Source organism: Prevotella marseillensis, assembly GCF_900625065.1.
In the GTDB taxonomy this organism is placed as follows: Bacteria; Bacteroidota; Bacteroidia; order Bacteroidales; family Bacteroidaceae; genus Prevotella; species Prevotella rara.
The window spans coordinates 1,833,270-1,855,303 of record NZ_UYXY01000001.1; the positions used below are offsets into that span (position 1 = coordinate 1,833,270).

The 22,034-nt window shown below is 42.4% G+C and carries 14 protein-coding genes; all 14 read right to left on the reverse strand.

Annotated elements, in window-relative coordinates; translation table 11 throughout:
- Nucleotides 1-475: 475 nt before the first annotated feature.
- Nucleotides 476-1,717 carry an imidazolonepropionase gene (gene hutI / locus EJL04_RS07640; RefSeq protein WP_125104572.1) on the reverse strand — a complete coding sequence of 414 codons (1,242 nt, stop codon included), beginning with the start codon at nt 1,715-1,717 and terminating at the stop codon, nt 476-478.
- Between the two features lie 36 nt (nt 1,718-1,753).
- The gene (hutH, locus tag EJL04_RS07645; RefSeq protein ID WP_125104573.1) at nt 1,754-3,238 is read right to left on the reverse strand and encodes a histidine ammonia-lyase; all 1,485 of its coding nucleotides are present in this window, start codon (nt 3,236-3,238) and stop codon (nt 1,754-1,756) included.
- Nucleotides 3,239-3,481: 243 nt separating this feature from the next.
- Nucleotides 3,482-5,500 (reverse strand): urocanate hydratase, encoded by a 2,019-nt coding sequence (locus EJL04_RS07650; protein ID WP_125104574.1) that lies wholly within the window; start codon nt 5,498-5,500, stop codon nt 3,482-3,484.
- Nucleotides 5,501-5,556: 56 nt separating this feature from the next.
- Nucleotides 5,557-7,272: a glutamate formimidoyltransferase gene (gene ftcD, locus EJL04_RS07655; protein ID WP_021855638.1), complete on the reverse strand. Its 1,716-nt coding sequence runs from the start codon at nt 7,270-7,272 to the stop codon at nt 5,557-5,559.
- Nucleotides 7,273-8,730: 1,458 nt separating this feature from the next.
- Nucleotides 8,731-9,750 (reverse strand): type I phosphomannose isomerase catalytic subunit, encoded by a 1,020-nt coding sequence (locus EJL04_RS07660; RefSeq protein ID WP_125104575.1) that lies wholly within the window; start codon nt 9,748-9,750, stop codon nt 8,731-8,733.
- A gap of 11 nt (nt 9,751-9,761) precedes the next feature.
- Nucleotides 9,762-9,974, reverse strand: coding sequence for a hypothetical protein (locus EJL04_RS07665; protein ID WP_125104576.1), 213 nt, complete (start codon nt 9,972-9,974; stop codon nt 9,762-9,764).
- A 520-nt stretch (nt 9,975-10,494) separates the two neighbouring features.
- Nucleotides 10,495-11,664, reverse strand: coding sequence for an ATP-binding protein (locus EJL04_RS07670; RefSeq protein ID WP_125104577.1), 1,170 nt, complete (start codon nt 11,662-11,664; stop codon nt 10,495-10,497).
- Nucleotides 11,665-12,781: 1,117 nt separating this feature from the next.
- Nucleotides 12,782-13,903 (reverse strand): glycosyltransferase family 4 protein, encoded by a 1,122-nt coding sequence (locus EJL04_RS07675; protein ID WP_206429371.1) that lies wholly within the window; start codon nt 13,901-13,903, stop codon nt 12,782-12,784.
- A gap of 191 nt (nt 13,904-14,094) precedes the next feature.
- Complete coding sequence (locus EJL04_RS07680) at nt 14,095-15,096, reverse strand: acyltransferase family protein (protein WP_125104579.1); 1,002 nt, start codon at nt 15,094-15,096, stop codon at nt 14,095-14,097.
- A gap of 147 nt (nt 15,097-15,243) precedes the next feature.
- Nucleotides 15,244-16,272, reverse strand: coding sequence for an acyltransferase family protein (locus EJL04_RS07685; RefSeq protein ID WP_125104580.1), 1,029 nt, complete (start codon nt 16,270-16,272; stop codon nt 15,244-15,246).
- Between the two features lie 213 nt (nt 16,273-16,485).
- Complete coding sequence (locus EJL04_RS07690) at nt 16,486-17,688, reverse strand: radical SAM protein (protein WP_125104581.1); 1,203 nt, start codon at nt 17,686-17,688, stop codon at nt 16,486-16,488.
- A 585-nt stretch (nt 17,689-18,273) separates the two neighbouring features.
- On the reverse strand, nt 18,274-19,440 hold the full coding sequence (locus EJL04_RS07695; protein ID WP_125104582.1) for a glycosyltransferase: 1,167 nt from the start codon (nt 19,438-19,440) through the stop codon (nt 18,274-18,276).
- A 122-nt stretch (nt 19,441-19,562) separates the two neighbouring features.
- Nucleotides 19,563-20,714: a glycosyltransferase family 4 protein gene (locus tag EJL04_RS07700; protein WP_125104583.1), complete on the reverse strand. Its 1,152-nt coding sequence runs from the start codon at nt 20,712-20,714 to the stop codon at nt 19,563-19,565.
- A 370-nt stretch (nt 20,715-21,084) separates the two neighbouring features.
- Nucleotides 21,085-22,023 carry a DUF6625 family protein gene (locus EJL04_RS07705; protein WP_125104584.1) on the reverse strand — a complete coding sequence of 313 codons (939 nt, stop codon included), beginning with the start codon at nt 22,021-22,023 and terminating at the stop codon, nt 21,085-21,087.
- Nucleotides 22,024-22,034: the final 11 nt, after the last annotated feature.

Genomic DNA, 22,034 nt, shown 5'->3' on the forward strand with positions numbered 1-22,034 from the left:
TTCTTTACGCAAGTATTAAGGCAATTAACATGCCCGTTCTTACCAGACATGGCACAGTTGTCCTATTGTTACAATAAGTCAAGATATGCAGGAATGGTTTGAAGGACACCAATAATCTAGTTACATTTGATTTTCAGGGCGCAAAATTACAATAAAAAACCTGACAGATAAAAATATTTTTGTTAAAAACATAGTAATATTTTTAAAATATACGCACTTGTATGCTTGCATTTTGCACACTCTACTTAACATAATCGGGACACATTCTGCTCACGCACATTACAAAATGCAATATGGCGACACTACACAAACGGCACAAGCTAAATAAGAGACAAAATAAAAGCAGCCACGAACAATGGCTGCATATAAGACAAAAAGTGCGCAATGCGGCATAACACCTTATGCCGCGATTGCGCAAAAGCTATATTTATTACTAACATCTAATACTTTCCGCAGGCTGTTTGCCGGCCTGTGGTCAGAAGCCTATTTCCTGCCCTCGGGCAAACACGCGGCGTATCACAGGCGACGTGTAGGCATAAGGGATGTAGTCAATCGAAGGTATCGGCTCTGTTATAAAGAAGTTAGCCACCTTGCCCACGGCTATCGAACCGTAGTCGCGGCTGAGCCCCATAGCATAAGCCGAGTTTATCGTGGCGGCATTGATGGCCTCTGCAGGCAGCAGTCTCAGCTTGATGCATGCCAGAGACACAATAAACTTCATGTCGCCCGACGGAGTTGATCCGGGATTATAGTCGCTGGCAACGGCTACGCCAAGTCCGGCGTCAACCATCTTACGTGCCAGTGCATAAGGCAGATTAAGGAAGAACGACGTGCCGGGCAGCACCGTAGGCATAGTGCCGCTGCCGCGCAGCAGCTCTATCTCCTCTTCGGTCATGCTCTCCAGATGGTCTACAGACAAGGCATTGCGCTTCACGCCTACCTCTACACCGCCCGACGATGCCAGTTCGTCGGCATGTATCTTGGGCAGCATTCCCCATTTTGCTCCGGCCTCAAGTATGCGGTCGGTCTCTTCTGGGGTAAAGAAGCCTTCGTCGCAGAACACGTCTACATAGTCGGCAAGATGCTCGCGCCCTACCTCTGGTATCATCTCCTCTACAACAAGACGTACATATTCGTCCTGGGTGTACTGGCGTCCTACTGCATGCGCACCAAGGAAGGTAGACACCACCTTTATAGGTGCCGTCTCCTTTATGCGCTTTATCACGCGCAGCATCTTCAGCTCGTCTTCGGTGTTAAGGCCGTAGCCGCTCTTTATCTCAACGCAGCCCGTACCCTTCATCACCACCTCGCGCACACGCCTCATGGCCTGCTCATAGAGCTGGTCCTCTGTCATGGTGTGCAGCAGGTCGGCTGAGTTGAGTATGCCTCCGCCGCGTTTGGCTATCTCGGCATAGCTCAGACCTCTTATCTTGTCGACAAACTCGCCCTCGCGACTTCCCGCATACACTATGTGGGTATGCGGGTCGCACCATGACGGCATCAGCGTTCCGCCTTCGGCGTCGACAACGGTGTCTGCAGCAGCTTCAGCATCCGTCAGACTGTCCATCGTGCCGAATCCGGTTATCAGTCCGTCTTCGGCAGTCAGATAGGCGTCGTTTATCTGCTCCAGCGTCTGCATCTCGCTGCCCTGCAGCCTCAGCTTGCCGTGCCGGTCTATTCCGGCCAGTGTCTTTATATTCTTTACAAGCAGTCTCATCGGCTTGATTATTTTACGTTTTCCTTAGCGTCATGCTTATTCGGCATGCTCTCTCAGGAAGTCAATAGAGTTCTTTATGTGAGGATACATCACTTCGTCGTTCACGATGAATGGCACTACCTTGCGGTATTCATCATGCAGCTTCTCGATTACAGGCGACGACTTCAGCGGACGTCTGAACTCAAGAGCCTGAGCAGCATTAAACAGCTCTATTGCCAGCACACGCTCCGTGTTGAGCACCACCTTATAGAGCTTTATTGCAGCGTTGGCACCCATGCTCACATGGTCTTCCTGACCCTGGCTCGAAGGTATGCTGTCTACTGATGCAGGCGAGCACAGATTCTTGTTAAGGCTTACTATTGACGCAGCTGTATATTGTGTAATCATAAATCCGCTGTTTACGCCTGGAGTTGCAACGAGGAAGCTTGGCAAGTCTCTTGTGCCCGACACGAGCTTGTAGATTCGTCTTTCTGATATATTAGCCAGTTCGCTCAGTGCCATTGCAAGGAAGTCCATTGGCAGTGCGATAGGCTCTCCGTGGAAGTTTCCGGCTGAGATAATCAGGTCTTCGTCAGGACATACAGTCGGGTTGTCTGTTGCCGAGTTGATTTCAGTGTCGATCACTGACTTAACGTATGCCATTGAGTCCTTGGCTGCGCCATGAACCTGCGGAATGCAGCGGAACGAATACGGGTCCTGAACATACGATTTGGGCTTCTCTATTATCTCGCTGCCCTCAAGCAGTTGCCTCATGTTTGCGGCTGTCTGTATCTGACCCTTGTGAGGTCTTACCTGATGTACGGCGTCTGTGAAAGGAGACACCAGTCCATAATATGCGTCGAGCGACATGGCAGCAATCTTGTCAGCCCATTTGCTCAGGCGTTCGCCCTGCAGCAATGCCCATACGGCAAACGAACTCATGTTCTGTGTTCCGTTGAGCAGAGCCAGACCTTCTTTAGATCCGAGCTGTATCGGCTCCCATCCGTTCTCCTTCAGCATCTCTGCTCCTGTCATCACCTTACCCTTATACTCTACGTCACCGAGTCCTACGAGCGGCAGACAGAGGTGTGCCAGAGGCACAAGGTCGCCGGATGCGCCAAGTGAGCCTTGCATGTAGACAATAGGATAAACATCGTTGTTGAAGAAGTCGACAAGTCTCTCTACGGTATCAAGCTTGCAGCCTGAGTATCCATAGCTCAGCGACTGTATCTTCAGCAGCAGCATTATCTTTACTATATCGTTAGGCACGCGGTCGCCTGTGCCGCATGCATGCGACATCATCAGGTTTATCTGCAACTGCGAAAGCTGGTCGTTGCCGATAGACACGTTGCAGAGAGAGCCGAATCCTGTTGTTACGCCATAGATAGGCTTCTCTGTCTCTTCTATCTTCTTGTCGAGATATTCACGGCAGCGTACGATGCGCTTGCGTGCGTCTTCACTAAGTTCGAGTTTATAACCTTTTTCTATTATCTCACCGATACGTTCAATCGTGAGATGTTCTGCTGATATTTGGTGAATCATTGTGTATTTAAATTTAAAGTTATGTGTGTGTGTTTAGGAGTTAAAGAAGTTAGAGTAGTTAAAGGAGTTAAAGTCATATGTCTTGTGGACACACAATTATAAATTATAATTCATAATTGACTAACGCCTAATCTTGTTTCATAATCAGGACATTGTTTCTTAGTCCTTAATTATTTACTTAATTACTTCAAGGCATTTGACTTTAACTACTTTAACTCCTTCTAACTACTTTAACTACCGTATTTACTTCACTGCGTTATCTATTATCTCATCATCCACGAAGTTAGGCATCGTAACCTTCAGGTTCGGGGTGCGTGCCATTTCGCGCTCAATGCTGTGTATAGAGCCTTCGTTGCGTGCCCAGCTGCGGCGTGCAATACCGTTGTTTACGTCCCAGAACAGCATTTCGCGTATGTGGCGTGCGCTGTCTTCGCCTCCGTCTATCATCATGCCGAAGCCGCCGTTGATAACTTCTCCCCAGCCTACTCCGCCACCATTATGGATAGATACCCATGTGGCACCTCTGAACGAGTCGCCTATAACGTTCTGAACAGCCATGTCGGCACAGAACTGCGAACCGTCGTATATGTTACTTGTCTCACGGAACGGAGAGTCTGTTCCTGATACGTCGTGATGGTCGCGGCCAAGCACTACCGGACGTGTTATCTCGCCCTTCTTTATTGCCTCGTTGAATGCCAGAGCTATCTTTGCGCGGCCTTCGGCGTCGGCATACAATATACGTGCCTGTGAGCCTACTACGAGATGGTTGCGGCCGGCCTCCTTTATCCAGTGGATGTTGTCTTCCATCTGGTGCTGTATCTCCTCCGGTGCTGTCTTGCATATCTCCTCGAGCACCTCTACAGCCAGACGGTCGGTTACAGCCAGGTCTTCGGGCTTGCCTGATGTACATACCCATCTGAACGGACCGAAGCCGTAGTCGAAGAACATCGGACCCATGATGTCCTGAACGTATGAAGGATATCTGAACTTGCCGTCGGCAGCCATGATGTCGGCTCCAGCACGCTCTGACTGCAGCAGGAATGCGTTTCCGTAGTCGAAGAAGTACATGCCGCGCTCTGTCAGCTTGTTGATTGCAGCAACCTGCCTGCGCAGAGATGCCTGCACACGCTCACGGAACAGTTCAGGATTCTCTGCCATCATCTGCTTCGACTCCTCAAATGTCATGTCAACAGGATAATATCCTCCTGCCCACGGGTTGTGCAGTGATGTCTGGTCGCTGCCAAGGTCTACCTTTATGTTTTCTTCTGCCAGGCGCTCCCACAGGTCAACCACGTTGCCCACGTATGCCATAGACACAGTCTTGCGCTCCTCTACGGCCTTTCTTATTGCCAGTATCAGTTCGTTCAGGTCAGAGTGCAGTTCGTCCACCCAGCCCTGATCATAGCGTTTCTGTGCAGCCTTAGGATTAATCTCGGCAACAACGCTGACCACTCCGGCAATGTTTCCTGCCTTAGGCTGTGCACCTGACATACCGCCAAGACCTGACGACACGAACAGCATGCCGTGTATGTCCTTGCGGCCCGGTTCTTTCTTCATCTGCATGCGTGCAGCGTTGAGCACGGTTATCGTTGTGCCGTGAACGATGCCCTGCGGACCGATATACATATACGATCCGGCTGTCATCTGTCCATACTGGCTGACGCCAAGTGCGTTCATGCGCTCCCAGTCGTCTGGCTTTGAGTAGTTAGGTATCACCATACCGTTTGTAACAACCACTCTCGGAGCATTCTTGTGCGACGGGAAGAGTCCCAGCGGATGACCTGAATACATCACGAGTGTCTGCTCGTCTGTCATCTCGCTCAGATACTTCATAGTCAGCAGATACTGTGCCCAGTTCTGGAATGCGGCACCGTTGCCTCCGTATACGATAAGCTCATGAGGATGCTGAGCCACTGCCGGGTTCAGGTTGTTCTGTATCATGAGCATGATGGCAGCAGCCTGTTCCGACTTGTGCGGATACTCGTCAATGCTGCGTGCATACATGTCGTATGTAGGTCTGAATCTGTACATATATATGCGTCCGTAGTCGCGCAGCTCGGCAGCAAACTCCGGTGCAAGTGTCTTGTGGAATTTCTTAGGGAAATATCTCAGGGCATTGCGCAGTGCAAGCTTCTTTTCGTCTTCTGTAAGTATCTCCTTACGCTTTGGCGCATGGTTCACTTCTTTGTCATACTCACGCGGCTCCGGCAGCACGTCTGGTATGCCGGCACGTATCGCCGCCTTAAATTCCTCGTTTGTCATAATATTTAGGATTTTTCTGTTGTTTATTCGTTATGTTTCTCTCGGTCTTGCCTCAATCAGTTTCCGCTGATTACCCGCTCAACCATCTGCATTATCTCAGCCTCCTGCTTTGTAGCCTCAGCCATCAGCGCCTCAGCCTCACCTATCAGAGCCTTGGCTGCATCCTGGTCTTTCAGCGACGAAGCGTTTATCTTGACGTTCAGTCCGGCACCCATCACGGCTGCTCTTGCTGCCAGTGCGCCAACGCCTGCGTCAGATACGCTGTTCGGGTTGCCGGTCTCTACCATTGCCCTGCACAGTTCAAACACCTGTGCCGATGTCTTCATTGTCTCCAGCGGCACCTGTGCAGCAAACAGTGTTGCCTTCTGTATAGCCTCTGAGCGCAGCTGCTTCTCTTCGTCTGTTCCTTTCGGCATTCCGAAGGCTGCCATTATGCGGTTAAAGGCCTCTGTGTCGTCGTCAACGAGGCGCAGCAGCTCTGTCTCGAGCACCATGCCCTTGTCTGCCCACTGGCTGAACTCGTTCCAGCGGTCGTCCCATCCGGGCTTGTGTGCCGACAGGTTAGCCACCATCGTTGCCAGTGCAGCGCCCAGTGCTCCCATGTATGCAGCCACTGATCCGCCGCCGGGTGCAGGAGATTCTCTTGCTGTCTCGTCAGCAAATCCTTTCACTGTCAGCGCCGTCAGTCTCTTTGCCTTCTTCTGGTCGGCCTCGAGCAGCATCTCCACAACCTTCTCCTCGGGTACAAACGGACGCAGGTCGTCGAGTCCCATCGACTTCACGGCTATGTTCATTATGTCTTCTTCAGGAATGCCTGTCGATCTGTGCTGTTTCTCAAGGAAATACTTTCCGGCGTCTACAATAGAGCGTTTTGGCACAAGACCTACGATTTCTGTTCCCGTTACTCTCAGTCCTCTGTTCTGAGCGCAGCGGCACACCTCGTCGAATGCCACATGCAGCGGCGTAACGTTGATGTTAGTTATGTTCATTGACACCTGTGCGATGCCGTATTCCTCGATAAACCATCCTATGGCCTTTGTCGACTTCAGCGTACCGGGCTGCATTATCGTCTTTCCGTCTGCGTCTTTCTTCACCTTGCCTGTTATCGGGTTGCCTTCGCGCACCGGTCTTCCCTTCTCTCTCACGTCAAAGGCCACTGCGTTTGCCCTGCGTGTAGATGTGGTGTTAAGGTTAAAGTTTACGGCAATCAGGAAGTCGCGTGCTCCTACAGCCGTACATCCCGTGCGTGCCACGCCCTCGTCAAAGGGTCTTGCACCGAAGTCGGGAGCCTTGTCGGCGTCGCCCATCTTCTCCGGCAGCGCCTCATACTCACCGGCTCTGCACACGGCCAGATTGCGTCTTTCAGGTTTCAGAGCGGCCTCTTCATAGCAGTAGCATGGTATCTGCAGCTCGTCGGCAATGCGCTTTGCCAGTTTTCTTGCCAGCTCGGCACACTCTTCAAGAGTTATTCCGCTTACCGGCACCAGCGGCAGCACGTCTGTAGCGCCCATACGCGGATGAGCACCGTGATGCTTGCGCATGTCTATAAGTTCACCGGCCTTCTTAACAGCCTTGAAAGCAGCCTCGACAACAGCCTCGGGCTCACCAACAAAAGTAACCACCGTGCGGTTAGTAGCCTCACCCGGGTCAACATCGAGCAGTTTTACGCCGCCGGCTTCCTCAATCACATCGGTAATCTGTTTTATAACATTCTTGTCGCGTCCTTCGCTGAAGTTGGGCACGCACTCCACAATCTGTTTTATCTTTGCCATAGTATTATTAAAATATTGTATAGTTTCTTTATGTTTTTCTTATTAGATGCATGGCAGAATGTTGCTGCCGGCCGTCGCCTCAAAGACGCCACAACATGCCGCAAACCTTCTCTCTGCCTTTACAAAGATAGGATTTTAGAATAAAAGTCGCAAAAAATATGGGTTAAAAATACAAAGATTATTTCATTAAATTTTAAGGCTGGCCGCCGCCTCACGCCGTCTTAAAATATCAATTTAAAACAAAAGACGGCGATATCAGAACACTATCCCCACTCATTCGCAGAAACAGCTTTAAACATTGCAGTTTACAGCCACGATTACTTACAATACGCCATTTCATCTTTCATCATACATTTATGCCGCCAGACGCCATCAGTCCTCACATTTTTAGTCTTTTTTCAGCGCATCATGTCCCGTCATCACGCCCTCACATCTGACACATTTCTCATTCCTCACCCCATAATCACACAAAAATAAACGGCTCTTCATCCGAAAAGCCGTCAACATCATATAATAACATAACAATTTGCATCCCCTCCCCGTTCGTCATACCATCCATGTCATAAGGGTATTTTTAGCGGATTAAATAAATCCTTATATTCAATTCCGGCGGAGCACAGATCCGCCGGCACAATAGCAACGTAATGCGTCTTACGAAAGTGAAAAGTTAAAGTGAAAAACGAAAAATCCAAATGTATTGTGGTTTCTACTTGTAAGCATTACGTTTGCAATTGGATTTTTCACTCTTCACTCTTAGTTCTTCACTTAAATATGCTCCTAGCTCACCTTAGTGAGCGATAACTTCTCTAACTACTTTAACTCCCAAAAACAATAGCACTGATCCGCCGGCACAATACCATGTCATTAGGAATCCAAATGCTAACGTAGTGCGTGCAACAAGAACCAACAAAGCTAATGTGCCGGCTGATTTGCAATCTGCCGGAATTGAATATAAGAAACGAAGTTCAGCGCAGCTAATTTCCTGATCCGCTTAAAATACCGCTAATTTAAGTGAAAAGTGAAAAATGAAAAGTTAAAAATCCAATAGCCAATGTTAGCATAAAATTGTGATATAATGTGAAATAGGAAGTTAGCGGATTAAATAAATCCTTATATTCAATTCCGGCAGATTAATTCTATTGATTGTCGGCTGCGCTCGGCATAACCAAATGAAATTTGCTTCTGCTCTCACTTGCACGACAATTGCAGATCCGCCGGCACAATAGCAAACGTAGTGCGTGCGCTTCGTCGATTATTGTCAATTGTATTACATTGAATAGAATCAACAAGGCATTTGGCTTTAACTACTAGCCAACTCCGTTGGCGATAACTCCTTTAACTACTTTAACTCCAAATGATAATACCAACAAATCACATGGATTTTTCACTTTTAATTTTTCATTTTTATTTGCGCTCCGCGCCTGCTCTTCACTCTTCCCTCTTCACTCTTCACTTAAATCAGTAGTTCTTATTATCAATATACACCTCCAACAGCTTCGACACGCGGTCTTCGTTGTTCGGCACAACGTCCATGTCGGCAACGCAGGCAGGCACGAGGCAGCTCATGCCCTTTGTCAGATGCACCTGCTTTATCTCAGGCTCCTCGCCTTTCCACGACCTTATCACGATGTCGCTGCTGCCCTCAAGACACATATACACCACGAAGCTGTCATACTTATACAGTTTTCTGTGGAAGGCACGGTTCACCTCCAGCAGCTTCACCGTAAAGAACCTGTTCTCCGCCAGCAGCACCGGATAGTTCATCTTGCGCGTGTAGTGCGTGCGGTAGTCGTCCTCCACCTTATAGTCCAGCGCCTCCGATGCCAGCGCCGTGTGCAATGCCCTTGGCTTGCCGTCAAGTCCCGGACGGTTATAGTCGAATATGCGGTATGTCAGGTCAGAGCTCTGCTGCACCTCAGCCAGCAGCGTACCGCTGCATATCGCATGGATGCGTCCCGACGGAATGTAGAACACGTCGCCCTCCTTCACGTCGTGCGATGCCAGCACGTCACAGATGCTGCCGTCCTCTATGCGCTTGCCGTATTCATATTTCGATATCAGACTCTTAAAGCCGCTGTAGAGCTTAGCTCCCGGCTTTGTGTCCATAATATACCACATCTCCGTCTTGCCGAACGAATCGTGATATTTACGTGCCATCTCGTCGTTGGGATGCACCTGTATCGACAAGTCCTTCGCAGCGTCGATAAACTTTATCAGCAGCGGAAACGTCTCGCCGTACATGTCATACACCGTGCGTCCTATCAGCTCTTCCTTATATTCCGTCACAAGTTCGTTAAGCTTGCGTCCTTGCAGTGAGCCGTTGCCCACTACCGACTCCTTGCCCGGCACGGCACTTATCTCCCAGCTCTCGCCTATAGGCGTAGGGTCATTGTCTTCTATGCCCTTAAGTTTCTTCAGCAGGCTTCCGCCCCATATTTTCGAAAAGAAGTTGTTTCTAAATAATAATGGATAAAGCATGGTTTAGTTATTTAATTGTTAGTATCTCTGTTCAATCTTACGGCGAGCCCTGTCGCCATATCAACGCGCCATCCGCCCTTCATGCAGCCAGCATCTCCGGGCTTCACCACGCCACACAGTACATCCGCGATAAGTCTCAGCACACACCACGCCCGCCGTCCTTTGCCGGCTTGCCCATCAGTCACCAATGTCTGGTTGCAGAATACATAATACATTTCTTTCATAGTGCCAAAACAATTTATTAACAGTCCCGAAAACTTATCCGGACATTACAGAAATGCAAAGATAGTGAAAGGTGAGTGAAAAGACAAATAAAAAACGTAGTTTTTATTTTTGACATTTCCGAACCGAATCCTATCTTATTCAAAGATAGTGAAAGGCGAGAGCAATACAAAATGAAAAAACATATTTTTTTATTTTTATTGCCGAGACGCAGTTCGTGCGAATTGTTTCGCACGAAAATGAAAAATTAAAAAGTAAAAATTCATGTGCATTGTGGATTTTTTGTAGGAGTTAAAGTCAATTGCAAACGTAGTGCTTATTTAAGTGAAGAGCAGGCTGTAAGCACAAGTAAAAATTAAACAGCATTACTCAGGGTTGATTGTAGGGACGTACCCCAGGTGTGTCCAACTGATAAAACCCTGTATTTCAACGATTTACGATATAACAAAAATGCTAAATGAAAGGTGGACGCACCTGGGGTACGTCCCTACATTGCGCCACTAGGGAAACAATCCATTACCATTAGTAGTTAAGTCCGAAAGCCCAGAGAGGTATCACGTTTGCGTATCCGCTTTCAATATCGTCTTTCACGATGTAGCCGTCGTCTGCACTTTCTATCTGTTTTTGTCCTTTTTTCCGTCCTCCAATTTCAAACACCTTGCCGTCTATCTCAAAATATGAGATGTCAGAACTTCTCACGTCGTTACATACCCTTGTCTGGTTCATAAAGAACGTCTCTCTTACGTTTCCTATATCAGCACGTTCCGGTGCAAGGGTATAAATCAGGTTCGTGTTGTCAAGATACAGTTTCTCCACTTTGCCTAGGCCTCTCAGTCCTCCGGTTGCATTACGCAGCTGACTTATCATTCCGGCACGTTCCATGTATATCAGATAGTCAGGAATGTCATTTCTGCTGATACCAGTAACATCAGCCAGTTTCTGCATCACAGGCTTAAAAGGAACACTTTTAGATACAACCATTATCAGACTCTTCAGTTTTCTGCCCACAGATATGTTGGTCTTTATGTGCATTGGTATGTCTATTTCCATCGTCTGGTTTATCACCTGCATCAGCTCAATTTCAAATTCAGCGTCGCGTCCGAACGGATAATAGCCTCTTTTAAGATAATCATGAAAAAGTGGAAGGGGATGTTCTACACCACTAATCACTGCTTTGTGCGTAAGTATGTCTTTCAGACTGTAAACTGGTACGTCTATACTATGAAATAGGCGCAAATATTCTCTGAACGACAACCCCTGCATCTCATAAATAGGCATACGTCTGCTAAGATCTGCCATGCCCTTATAAATGTCAAGTATCGAAGAGCCGGAGATCACAATCTGCAAGTCGTCATAACTGTCATAAATCTGTTTCAGCTCTCTCGACCATCCTTCATATTTGTGAATCTCGTCGATAAACAGGTGTTTGCCTCCCATCTTTACAAAACGGTCAGCCAGGTCAACAAGTTTGTGTTCTGCAAAATAAAGATTGTCAGCCGATACATACAGCGTATCTTTTGTGTCCAAATTCTGTTTGATATATTGCAGCAGCATAGTAGACTTGCCTACGCCTCGTGGGCCGACAAGTCCGAAAGCTCTACTTTCCCATTTTATCTGGTTATATTTATATCTGAAAAACTCCACCGGAGTATTTTTCAGTTTTCTATAGAAAAATTCATACAGCCTTTCCATACCCATCCTATTTTATATCATGACAAATATACTGTATTTTACAGGAATTGCACAAAATAAATGCAGAATTCCGCCAAAATTGCATGAAATTAATGCAGAAATCCATTAAACTTGCACGAAATAAATGCAAACATAGTGATTGTTTAAGTGAACAATGAAAAGTGAAAAGTGAAAAGTTAAAAGCGAAAAACGAAAAGTGAAAAAACGAAAAATCCAATTGCCAACGTAGCTCTTGCGATAAGAATCAACATGGCATATGACTCTAACTACTAGCTCACCCAGGTGAGCGATAACTACTTTAACTACTCTAACTACCAATAACAATACCAAACAATGCACATGGATTTTTCACTCTTAACTCTTCACTTCCGCCAGGCGTTTTTCACTTTTAATTTTTCATTTTTAATTGCGCAAGCCTGCTTGCACTCAGCGCCTGCTCTTCGTTCTTCACTTAAACAAGTGGTATTTTAATCGGATCAGGAGATCCTGATATTCAATTCCGGCGGAGCGCAGATCCGCCGGCACAATAGCAAACGTAGTGCGTCTTACGAAAGTGAAAAGTTAAAAGTGAAAAACGATAAATCCAATTGCAAACGTAGTTCTTGCGATAAGAATCAACATGGCATATGACTCTAACTACTAACTCACCCAGGTGAGCGATAACTACTTTAACTCCTTTAACTCCAAATGACATGTGCCATTTCGACACTTAGCCATACAACGCAAAAGAGGTCATGCCACTACCCCGTCAGGAGTAATGGCATGACCTCTTTATGTATAAATATAGTGAACAGGAGACTGTATTAACAGCCTTATGGCCTATGGAGCTACTACATGTGCGTTGCATATTATTATCGCACGCACTACGTTAGCATATGGCTCTAACTCCTAGCCAACTCCGTTGGCGATAACTACTATAACTACTTTAACTACCTAAAAACAAAATAGGAAGTAATCGGATTAAATAAATCCTTATATTCAATTCCGGCGGAGCGCAGATCCGCCGGCACAATAGCTTTGTTGGTTATTGTCGCAAGCACTACGCGAATTTATGATAAGAATCCACAAAACATTTGACTTTAACTCCTAGCCAACTTGTTGGCGATAACTCCTCTAACTACTTTAACTCCAAATTACAATATACCCCTCTTACCTCCTTCGCTATCTTGTCCCAGTCATACTTTGCCATGTCGTAGTCTATGTGCTGTGGCTCACGGCTTATCACCTCTTTCAGTTTCTTCGCCAGCTCATCCACGTTGCCCACCGGGAAGTAGTCGTCTTTGTCGAGGCCCACCTCCAGGTTTGCCGGTATGTCGCTCACTATCACCTTCACGCCGTAGCTCATCGCTTCAAGCAACGCTATCGGCAGGCCCTCATGACTCGACGGCAGACAGTAGCACATGCAGTTAGTCAGCAGCGAGTGCAGCTTACGGCCCTTCACAAATCCCGTCAGCACCACGCCGTTCTTCCTCGCCATCTCTTTCAGTCCCCTTGAGTAGTCGTCCTCAAAGTCTGTGTCACCAGCCAGCACCAGCTTTATGTCATCGTCACCGCCGTCTTTACTTTTTAATTTTTCGTTCTTAATTCTACTGAACGCTTCCACCAGATGGTGCAGGTTCTTTTCCGGCACAAAGCGGCACATCCCCAATATGTAGCGTCCCTTCCTGATGCCCAGTTCCTCAAAATACTCGGGATAGTCGCACACCTCAGGCTCCGACACGCCGTTATATATCAGATGCACGTTCTTTGTACGTCCGTATTTCTCCTTAATCAGGTTGCGTATCACGTCGCTGATCACTATTACATCGTCAGCAAACATACACCCCATGCGCTCACCCAGCTTCAGCACCGCTTTGGCAGCCCTGCCCCATTTGTCCCTGTCGTAGTCAGGACCGTGATGCGTAAACACCACCTTCATGCCCAGCATCTTGGCGTATGGCACCAGCAGAGCCGGCCCTATGGCGTGTATGTGCAGTATGTCTGCCCCCAGTTTCTTCGCCTTGTTTATGGCTCTGTACGTATGTATAATGGCTTCAAACGACTTCTTTTTCGGTGTCTCAATGTCCACCAGCTTTACGCCTTTCCATTCTTTCAGGCCGTCGCTGACATAGCTTTTACGCCTTATCACCGTTACGTCTTCGCCCATGGCTGCAATTCTCGGAAACAGTTCCTCACAGTGCGTCTCCACTCCGCCCATGACATTAGGGATGCCACGGGTACCGGTAACAACAATTTTCATCAAATTTTCCGGATTAAAAATAAATCATTACTTTTGCCTCGTCATAAGCAAAAGTCCATGTCAAAGTTTTTTCTCAATATAAAAGAATCAGCCCAACACGCCGGCATAATTCTTCTTTCGTGCCTCTCCGCCCTTTGGCTGTTGATTAGAGGCAGAAGGATAAAGTAAATACGTTTATATTTTTATAAACATTATAATCCAAATAATGTACGTGTAAGCTGCCAACGTTTTAAAACATATCTATGTAACAACATAGGAATGATTACACCTACAGCTATAACCACAATCGCTTCAGGCAAAAATACATACCATAAATTGCTGTCTAATGGTAATTTTCTGAATACAGCTTTTGCAAATCCTTCAAATGTTGTGTGAAATAGATATATTATATAAGACGACATAGACACAATCATCAGAATATGATTTTTGCCCACTTCTTGATATTTACAGATAAGTTTTGATATTTCAATTACAAAGAATATTCCTATGTAGGGCAGTAGAATATTTAATGTTGTTTTCAGCACATCTGAATTTAAGTCTGAAAAATATAAATATTCACAAACAACAAAAGCCACTATTGCAAAAATAACTTTGTTTATTGAATAATCCTTTAAGAATTTATGTATAAAGCCGTTTTCAAAAGCAAATACACCTAAAGTAAAAAATACTATCATGTTTTTACATTCTGCTATACAAAACTCTTTAGGCAATGCCATAGGTATGTAATGAATAATTAAGCAGATTAAAAATAATATTGTTCTGCTCCTTTGGGTTTTAAATATCGGTAACAATACGAACATCCACCATAACGCCCATATAAACCACAAGAAATAGCCTGCTTCAGGTAAATAAAACATTTTAAAATATGACGTCCATGTAACAGGATTATCAACGCTCATATTTCCTTGTGTCAACATCTTTATGCTTATCACTATGACAGATGTCGTAAAATATGGTATCATCAATCTTTTTATTTTCTTTACTAGGAAATCACCATATCCGATATCTTTTTTAGTAGCAATATATACGTATCCGCTTGCGAACATAAACAACGGCATGTGAAATGTATATATCACGTCATGTATTAATTTATACCATTCTGGAGAGTTGTCCGGGATGTAATGTCCAACTACTACAAGAATTATACAAATAGCTTTAGCTATATCTAATGAAACAATTCTATTTGTTATCATACTTTATTATTTAACAACTAATATGAAAACACTTTCTATTGAAGAATATGGCCAACATAAATTTTTCATGCCCCCTTTCATCTGGCCAGAAACAAAAGGAAAGATAATCAAATAATTGCAAAATTGTTTTTAGATAATATTTTACAATTACTTCTTTTGAAGAAGTTTATTTTCAACCTTATTCATCACATAATATTTCATTATGTGAGCAAAACAAATAACTCCACATATTGTTAATATTGACGTAACAATATATAGAATATCATTTTGACTAATGTATTTTTCTAAATGAACCTTTTCAATAACTCTATATATTAACATATGTGATAAATATATTTCCATACTGATATTACTGAGATATTTCAGAACCCGATTACTTAACAACTTTGTATTTGTTCCTATCGCAAATAATATCCATAGTGCAAACAGGCACAATTCTGCAATGTATCCTAAATTGGCAGAAAATAGATGCTTAAATGCAAAATAACATATAGTGAGTAAAATAGTTACAATTGCACATAGAATATTATATCTTTTAGCAAATTCAACGATTCCATGTCTATACAGATAAATTAGTCCACCTGCTAAGAAATAAGGAGCACAGAAAATAAAATTTCCTCTAGTAACCCCACCTGATACAAACTCTGCGTTCATTGCTATTATTACGAATAATAATGAAACAAGAAAAGAGCCCCATGCCCGTTTCTTAGTGTCAAGCATAAACACAAAGAACGGAAATAATAAATAAAACAAAAATACTATACCAAGAAACCAACCGACACCTATTACCGTGATATTATGTGCAGGCAAAAGTCCAAAACATAAAGTTAGATTTGCATATACCTGATAAAATGTTTCTACGCTTGGTTCAATCAAGAAATCTAACAAACATAAAAATGCGAAAAATGGCAATATTCTCAAATATCTTTTTTTGTAAAAAGAATTTGGTGAGATACTGCCTTCTTTTATTCTTTGATAATATCCACAACACATCGAAAATGCACTTACCAGCATAAATAACAATGTAAAATCTGTAAAAAATGGTATCAATGTTTGCGTACAATAGTTCTCAGATGGCTTTACAGATATATTTGCCAATATGTGCATCAATACTATTCCTATTGCTGCATATGCTCTTATTCCGTCTAAAGATGAGTAATGTTCCTTTGTATTCATGTTTTCTTATATATAGATCTTGCTTTATTGTCTAAATCTGTTTTTAATTACTTCTTATGGCGTCAAAAAGAGTTGGCATATTGTCCCAATGAACTTATGCTCCATCAGAACAATAGCCAACATATTATTTACGAAGAAAAAGAACTTATACGAATAATATTCACAATACAATTGAATTTTTCACTCTTCGTTCTTCGCTCTTCACTTAAATTATTATCTGTCAAAGTCCAAGTCTCCCTGTTGCGGGTCTTGTCCTACTTCGCAGTATTTAAAGTCTAAGCAGGCAGGTTTGCCTTGCATTGAACGTAGTTTGTTCTTCAAAGCCCACTTCAGCGGATACTTTATATATTTGTGCATCACAGGACTTGCCGTGCCAACCATCCAGCAGTTCTTCGGGCATTTGCGCACCTTTGCACGCACTCTGGCAGCCTGTTCGCTGTTCCATATAGTCATAAAGTCGGCATCGTGTATGTTGCCCATGCTCCAGCTCTTCGGCGTGTCGCTTCCTGCCGGTTTCAGTTTGTCGTTCGACACGTTGTTAGGATCTGCAGCCAGTTTCTCGTTATATTCTGCCACAGTCATGTCGTCGCCGTCCAGCTTTGTCTTATTTCCGGCGTTCTTGTCGTCCATTCTTGTCTCCAGTCCGTTACACGGCATCACCTCTCCCCACGGGTCAATAAAGAAGTTAGCCGTACCGGCCTCACATGGCAGCATGCGGCGGTTACCTTCAATATAGTTTATCAGTCCCATGTTAAACCATGCACGGAACCAGCTCTTCGGGCTTTTCTCCTTCAGCTGCCAGTCGATGAGTTTCCTGAAGTTTCCGCACACCTCGTCATGGTTTGTAATCTTGTTATCCCCCTTATGGAAATAATAAGAATTGTGGAAAGCCGCAGTTGCAAACTCCAGTCCCATTGACAGAGAGAGCTGATATAGTTTGAGCATGTCTCCAGAGTTATAGTTGCTCACAGTACAGCCAAAGCCAATATCCTTCAAACCCATACTCTGAAGAGTCTTTAATGTCTTGATAGCTTTGTCAAAAGTTCCCTGACGGCCTCTAAGCTCATCATTCTTTTCTGCAAGTCCTTCAATAGATATGCGAATACCGATGTTCGGAAATTTCTTAGCCAAAGCTATTACCCTATCCTGAAACCATCCCGACGTAGATATCACAATGCGGTCAGTATGCTTATAGCACTCTTCAACTATTTCATCCAGGTCTTCACGGATGAAAGGTTCACCACCTGTCAGGTTTATGAATTTTAATTTGGGAAGCGAACGAAGGTCAGAGGCTTTTAATTCCTCTTTCTTATCAGTAGGATTTTTCCAAATGTTACACATCACGCAACGCATCGGGCATCGATACGTCAGAATAATACTTGCGTCTGTAGGACGCGGCACATTCATGTTTGCCATAATCTTTTTACTTTATATTGTATTTAAATAAGATGCAGAATTATAAGACTATTTCTGTATTAGTATTTGTAGTTAAAGAAGTTATCGCCAACAAGTTGGCTAGAAGCATATTTAAGTGAAGAACGAAGAGGGAAGAGTGAAAAATCCATGTGCAAACGTAGTGCTTATAAGTAGAAGCCACAAGACTATTGGATTTTTCGTTTTTCACTTTTAACTTTTCACTTTCGTAAGACACACTACGTTGGGTAATGTTCCGGGGGATTTTCAATCCGCCGGTAAGAAGTATAAGAAACAAAGTTCAGCGTTAGCTAATTTTCAATCCGCTAACTTTCTATTTCACATTATATCGCAATTTTATGCTAACGTTGGCTATTGGATTTTTAACTTTTCATTTTTCACTTAAATTAGCGGTATTTTAAGCGGATTGAAATTAGCTAACGCTGACCGTTGGTTCCTAATACCCAATTCCGGCGGAGCGCAGATCCGCCGGTACATTACTCTTGTGGATTCTTGTCGCAAGCACTACGTTGGCTATTGGATTGACTAACGTCGAACTTTGTTTCTTCCCTCTTCGTTCTTCACTATTCACTTATATACCTCCATTATCCTCTCATAATAGCTTTCGCTGTTATATCTCTTTTGTGAAGTCAGGGCTATATCTTTATAGTCGAATGTATGTTGCCACATGGCTTCAATCTTGTTTGTCAGATCATCCACGCTGCGGCTTTCAAAGGTCATGCCTGTTACGCCGTTTTCTATCAGTTCAGGTATTCCGCCTATACATGCGCCCAGCACCGGCGTACCCAGACATTGCGCCTCAATCACCGACAGCGGGTTATTCTCATACCATTCTGACGGTATCACCGTGAAGCGCGCCTTACCCACAATGCTCTTTATCTCGTCCCACTGCTTATAGCCCAGGAACTCAACATTTGCTTTTAATTTTTCACTCTTAATTTTTAAATCTTCTTCAAGCGGTCCTCCTCCAATCACTTTTAGCTTATACGGCAGGTTCTTTGCTGCCTCTATCAGCGTGTTCACGCCCTTTTCGTGGCTCAGTCGTCCCACGTAGCAATAATAGTCTTCCTTGCCGTATTCGTCTTTCTTGCATTTGTCCACGTCAATAAAGTTGCACAGTGTCATCAGCTTCTTCTTGTCAAATCCTCCCTGTGCCATTTTCTCTGCCATAAACTGGCTGGGACATACAAACACATCCGTGCATGCCTCCAGGCGCTCCCTGTTCCATTTTACGGCCTCTTTATATCCAATCATCGATGCCAGCGCAGAGCCTTTCATGCACTTATACGTCTTGCAGTTACTCTTGTCGCCGTTGAAGCACAGCTCACATATATCGGTGCCGTTGCGCAGGCAGTCATATCTTGGGCACAGCAGCTTATAGTCGTGCAGAGTCCATGCCACCTTTATCCCCCGCTTATGCGCCAGTTCCGCCATCACAGGCGACAGCTGTGTGTGTATGTTGTTTAGATGCACTACGTCCGGCTTAAAATCGTCCAACAATCTGTTAAACTTCGTCTTCACCTCGTTAGAGCCGAACGGACGTGTAAACGCCATCAGCTTACTCATGTTCTGCGGAAAATATTTGCTCCATGGCGTACTTATATTTTCCGGATATTCCATAGCAAACACTGCCACTTCATGACCGTGCTGCTTTAACAGCTGCTCTAAGTTGAGCATGTATATGCAATCACCGCCACGGCGGTAATAGAATTTATTGGAAAGTAAGATTTTCATTGTGATAGGTAATAAAAAAAGTACTTATTTCTTTTAATCACATAATATTGATAAATAAAATTAAGCACTATATTTATTGTAATAATATCTGTTTGATTATCGTTTAAATCTTTTTTAATATTCTACGATAAAAATCCATAAACTTTTATGAAATTTTGGCATGCTCCATCCCAAACAAGTTGCATTTTAATCTTATCCGAAGCATTTTTTCCCATGTTTTTCAATATTTCTGGCGTAGTAAAAAGTTCATGTATCTTATTTATCCATTTATCAGCATCAAGGTTACCATCAATTATTATTCCATCTTTATTATTTTCTATTAAAACTTCTGAACCGGCTGTCATCGTTGATAATACAGGACATCCAAAATACATTGATTCTAATATAACCATTCCATATATTTCATAGCTAGAAGCTATAAGAAACAAATCAGCAGAAGCATAAAGAGTTGGTAAATCTTCTTGATTTTTCTTACCTAGAACTATAACATTATTAATGTGGTCATTCGTTATTGTGCATTTTATTTGTTCAAATAACGGCCCGTCACCAACAAGAACTAAGCAATAATCATCAGATAGCTGTTTCATTAGTTTTAATAGAAATAATGGATTTCTTCTTGATTCCATTTTCCCAATATATAGCAAAAGTTTTTTATTTGTCAGCCCATATTTTTGTCTGAAATCATTTTCTATTCTACAATTATTAAATTTGCTTTCATCCAATCCTATAGGAGTAATTACCACTTTTTTATTGCTATATTTATTTACATATCTTTCAGCAGCATCTGTTTTACATCCTATTGCATCAACATTTTTTAATATACTTTTTCCAAATGTACAATTAAAAATTTTCTCAAGTTGCTTTAATACAGGTTTTTGTGTGGTATTATAATTACCTTGTATCAACACACATCGTGTATTGTTATTCTTTGCCCATTTTGAAACTAGAAACGACATATACATGCCAAATTCATGTATTTGTATGACATCAGGCTTTAACAGATTCAAAAGTTTCTTCCAACCATTAAATATACATAAAGATTGATTAATAGAATGATATTTTAGATAGTATATATCTAAATTACAACTACAATTTCCATATTTAATATGATTTGATTCTGGTCCTCCCATAATCAATGAAACCTTATATCCTTTTTTTATGAGGGCTTTAGCTAATCCTAGTTCTTGACAATTGTAAGTGTTGTAATCAATATAGGATCCTGAAGTACGGAAAATAACAATGTGAATATTCTTTGTTTTAATTGTATCCAGCATATTGAAATTAATTTTCAATTGAAAACATATTCGAAATAAATATCATATTTAACGAAGGCATGATTTGTGACTTATCGTATGATAAAAATGATTTTTATATTATTGTTTCTACTATTATTGATAGTAGTTATAAAATCATCTTATATAAGTAATGCAATATAAAAAGACATATAGTCTGATACATTATTATTTGCATTAATTATGTATTAAATACCAAAAATGCAATTCAATCTGTTGTATATCAGAATATTACGTCAAGCCAATTTGAATTTATATTATCTATATTTCTTATTATGCGAATGAAAATAGTATGTCTGCTTATTAAGCTTTTATCTTATTAGCAATATTTATTTTATAAGTATAATTAATTTTAATGGGAAAGCAATGATTTAATTTTATTTATTTTTCTTAATAAAGATTGATACTTAAATTTAAAATATGGAAAATATAATGCATGATGCTTAACAGCATTCTTTAAAAAAGAAATATTTATATTATTTTCATACGATAAAAATTTATTGGGTATAATTATAAATGATTCATCAGGATATATATTTATTTCTAGAATTCTTTTTTGAAAATGGACATACATAATTTCTTCTTTCTTTAAACATTGATTTTCTATAAATACTCTGAACAATTTACCTTTGTTGAAAACATAAATAAATTTCTGTCTTCCTCTATCTTGTTGCTTTTTATGGACGGTATGAAAATTGTATTTTAAGTAATCTATATCATCAAAAAGAATTACATCATAAAAAGTATCTCTATTATTCTTGTACCAAAAATCGCCTATTCCATTTGTTTCATCAAAACAAAAACTTTCTGGAGAGGAAAAAACTTTTTTATACGTAATAGGATGTATTTTTTTAAAATAACTATTTACCTTATCTGTGTTTCTATACAATGAAAAATGACCACGTCTTAAAATTTTATCATACTTGTCTAATATATCATTTGTGATAAACTTTCTGATGTCACCGAAAATAAGATCTTCATCACAATGTCCCCAAAAATCATATTCATTTATGTATTTTTCAAATATATATCCAAACGCAGGTCTGAAATCACATAATTTATAAGCTTTTGGAATACATATAGGAAAATCAAATTTAGATTGTATATAATCGACTAAATCAACAAATGATATATTGATAATCTTTAAGTTTTTAGGAGTATTTATAATATTTGTTTGATCTGTAATAAGAATAAAATCAATTGATGGATTATATTCTATACTTTTTAGCCAAAATTCAAAGTAATTTCTAAACTTACCATACCAAATAAGTAACAATACTATTTTTTTCATCTTTTGCCAAG